General features: G+C 71.7%; 4 protein-coding genes. All 4 read right to left on the bottom strand.

Features of this window, described 5'->3' with window-relative positions:
• The coding region (gene ggt / locus ABDW35_RS34240; RefSeq protein ID WP_343718318.1) for a gamma-glutamyltransferase at positions 1-1,490 on the bottom strand (1,490 nt) is incomplete at its 3' end.
• A 10-nt stretch (positions 1,491-1,500) separates the two neighbouring features.
• A complete protein-coding gene (locus ABDW35_RS34235; RefSeq protein WP_343718317.1) occupies positions 1,501-2,178 on the bottom strand; it encodes an RraA family protein in 678 nt (225 codons plus the stop codon).
• A 10-nt stretch (positions 2,179-2,188) separates the two neighbouring features.
• Positions 2,189-2,977 carry an ABC transporter permease gene (locus ABDW35_RS34230; protein WP_343718316.1) on the bottom strand — a complete coding sequence of 263 codons (789 nt, stop codon included), beginning with the start codon at positions 2,975-2,977 and terminating at the stop codon, positions 2,189-2,191.
• The coding region (locus tag ABDW35_RS34225) for an ABC transporter permease subunit (protein WP_343718315.1) at positions 2,974-3,478 on the bottom strand (505 nt) is incomplete at its 5' end. The genes ABDW35_RS34225 and ABDW35_RS34230, both read right to left, overlap by 4 nt.

Below are 3,478 nucleotides of genomic sequence, written 5' to 3'. Positions count from 1 at the left end.
GACTCGGGGAAGGCCTGCTCCAGCTCCAGCACGCCGCCCTCGGTCCACACCCGCGGGGCCTCGACCGCCTCCTGCAGGGTCATGCCGTGATCGATCAGGTTGACGATCGCCTGCAGCGCCGACGGGAAGATGCGCAGGCCCCCGGGCAGGCCCAGGGCGAAGGCCAGCCTGCCGTCACGCAGCGCCATCATCGGCGCCATGGAGGTGAAGACCCGCTTGCCCGGCGCGATCGACAGGGCGCGGCCGGGATGCGGGTCGAAATTGTACATGTAGTTGTTGGTCAGCATGCCGGTGCCGGGGATCTGGGTGCAGGCGCCGAACAGGCCGTTGATGGTCTGGGTGGTGGCGACGACGTTGCCGGCCGCGTCGGCCACCGTGACATGGGTGGTGTTGGCCGATTCCCCGCCCGTCAGACCGGCCGCCCAGGCCTGGGTCCGCCGCAGGTCGATGCGCGACCGCCGCTCCTCGGCATAGGATTTGGCGATCAGGCGGTCGACCGGGACGTCGACGAAGGCGGGATCGGCGGTGGCGACGGCCCGGTCGGCGAAAGCGATCTTCAGCGCCTCGGCCAGCAGGTGCACGGCGTCGGCCGACCCGAAGCCCAGCCCGCCGATGTCATAGCCCTCCAGGATGTTCAGCATCTGCACGATGTGCACGCCGGAGGAGGAAGGCGGGGGCGGCCCCAGGATCTCGAAGCCGCGATAGGTGCCGCGCACCGGCGCCCGCTCGATCACCCGGAAGGCGCTCAGATCGGCCTGGTCGATCAGCCCGCCATGGCCCGCCATGAACTCTGTCAGCGCGGCGCCCAGGGGCCCGTCATAGAGGGCGGCGGCCCCACGCTCGGCGATCAGCCGCAGGCTGGCGGCATAGTCGCCCTGCACCAGCCGGTCGCCCGGCCGCAGCGGCTGGCCGCCGGGCAGGAACAGGGCCGACAGGCCGGGGTCGCGGGCCAGGTCCTTGGCGCAGTCGGTGATGCAGTCGGAGAGATAGGGGCTGGCGATGAAACCGCGCTCGGCCAGACGGATGGCGGGCGCCAGCACATCGGCCAGCGGCAGCGTGCCGAACCGGGCCAGCGCCTCGCACCAGCCGGCCAGCGCGCCGGGCACGGCCACGGCCTTGGGGCCGACCTCGTTCTCGCGGTCGCGGACCAGCCGGGCCTTGCCGATCTCGTCCGACAGCGGCTCGTACATGGTGGCGCCGCCGCGGCCCGGCGCGGTCGACAGCCCGTCCAGCACCAAGTGGCGGCCATCCGCCAGCCGGATATGGGCGACGCCGCCGCCCAGCACGCCGACCATCATCGGCTCGACCACGGTCAGCGTGAACAGGGCGGCCACCGCCGCGTCCACGGCGTTCCCGCCGGCCAGCAGCATCTCCGACCCCGCCGCGGAGGCCAGCGGATGGTTGGTCACGACCATGCCGCGCGAGCCGGTGGCCGGCCGCTTCTCGCAGGTGAAGTCGGTGACGCGCGGGGCGCGCGGGGAGTCGGTCACGATGGTGGCCTCAGCTTGCCTGGTTCAGGGCTTCGAGAACCATACGGCTGGCGCCGGAGATGTCGCCCAGTTTTTCGCCGGCCTTGACCCGCGCCTGGCTGGCCTCGCCGCGCTCCTGCCGCACCAGTGCCGCATCGGCGATGGCCTCGGCCTGGTCGGCCGGCAGCACCAGCACGCCGGATTCGTCGGCCAGGATGACGTCGCCGGCCCGCACCGGGACATTGCCGCAGGACACCGGCAGGTTCAGCGTGCCGCCGAGATTGTAGAGGCGGGTGGTGATCGGCGACATGCCGCGGCACCACATCGGGAAGTCCGAATCCTCGATCTCGGCCAAGTCGGTGCAGGGTCCGTCGACGATGCCGCCGACGGCGCCGGCCGCCTTGGCCGCGATGGTGACGCCGCCGCCCCAGCAGGCATGCTTGTCGTCGCCCAGCCGGTCGACCACCAGGATGTCCCCCGGCCGCAGCAGGCCCAGCGCGTGGTGCAGCAGGGTCGAATCCTGGCCGGGGATGGCCAGGGTGACGGCGGCGCCGGCGATGCGCTTGCCGCGCAGCAGCGGCTGGATGCCCCGGTCCATGAAGCCCCAATGCTGGGAATGGCCGATGGTGGCGGTCTCGACGCGGCGCAGCTTCTCCACCAAGGCGGGCGGGATCTGCGGCGGCATGGGGGCGATGCGGTAATCGGGCATGGGGACTTTCCTAGTTGCCGACGGCGCGCGCGACGCCGACGAGACGTTCGACCAGAATGACGACGAGAAGGGTCGCGGCGATCAGCACGACCGACAGGGCCGCGACCATCGGGTCGGTGCGGCCTTCGACATAGCGCACCATCTCGACCGGCAGGGTCGAGGCGCGCGGCCCGGCGATGAACAGCGAGATCACGGTCTCGTCGAAGGACAGCAGGAAGGACAGCGCCCCGCAGGCGACGAGGCCGGGCGCGGCCAGCGGCAGGGTGACCCGGCGCACCACCCGCCAGGGCGTGGCGCCCAGCGTGGCGGCCGCGGCCTCGATGTCGTCGGGCAGGGTCGAGAAGGCGGTCGTCATCATCCGGATGACGAAGGGCAGGGTCACGATCATATGGCCCAGCACCAGGCCGGGCAGGGTGGCGGTCAGGCGCAGCGGCGTGAAGAACAGCAACAGCGCCAGACCGATGATCAGCGTCGGCAGCAGCAAGGGCGCCAGGAAGAAGCCCTGCAGCGCCTCGCGCCCCGGGAAGCCGCCCTTGTTCAGCGCCAGCGCCGCCGGCACGCCTAGCAGCAGGGACAGCGCCGTGACCACGCAGGCGATCTGCGCGCTCAGCAGCAGCGCGTCCAGGAGAGGCCCGTTGCCGGCCAGCGCCTCGAACCAGCGCAGCGAATAGCCCGAGGGCGGGAAGACGATGAAGTCGTCGGCCGAGAAGGCGAGCGCCACCACCACGACGATGGGCGCCAGGATCATGGCGTAGACGATGCCGGCGAGGGTGGAGAGCAGGCGGCCGGCGCCGTTCATCGCTGCAGCCTCCGCGCCGCCAGCCGGGCGACGACGGCCAGGGCCAGCAGCAGCACCAGGGTGTAGATCGCCAGCACCGCGGCCACCGGCCAGTTGGTGTTGGTGGTCGCCTGCTCGTAGATCTCAGTCGCCAGCACGAAGATGCGGCCGCCGCCCATCAGCCGGGGCGTGATGTAGGACGACATCGACAGCACGAAGCCCAGGCCCGCGGCCAGCGCGATGGCGGGCAGGCTCAGCGGCAGGGTGACGCGCAGGAAGCAGCGCAGCGGCGTCGCCCCCAGGCTGCGCGCCGCCTCCTCCAAGGTGCGGTCCAGGCGGCCGAACCCGGCCAGCAGCGCCAGGATCATGTAGGGCATGATGCTCTCGGCCAAGCCGATGGTGACGCCGGTCCAGTTGAACACCAGCCGCATCGGCGTGCTGATCAGCCCAAGCCACTGGGCGATGCCGTTGACCAGGCCGCGGTCGCCGAGGATGGCGAGCCAGCCGAAGATGCGCACCACG

It is taken from the genome of Inquilinus sp. (assembly GCF_039594555.1).
In the GTDB taxonomy this organism is placed as follows: Bacteria; Pseudomonadota; Alphaproteobacteria; order DSM-16000; family Inquilinaceae; genus Inquilinus.
This window is presented reverse-complemented; position numbering and strand designations above follow the sequence as displayed.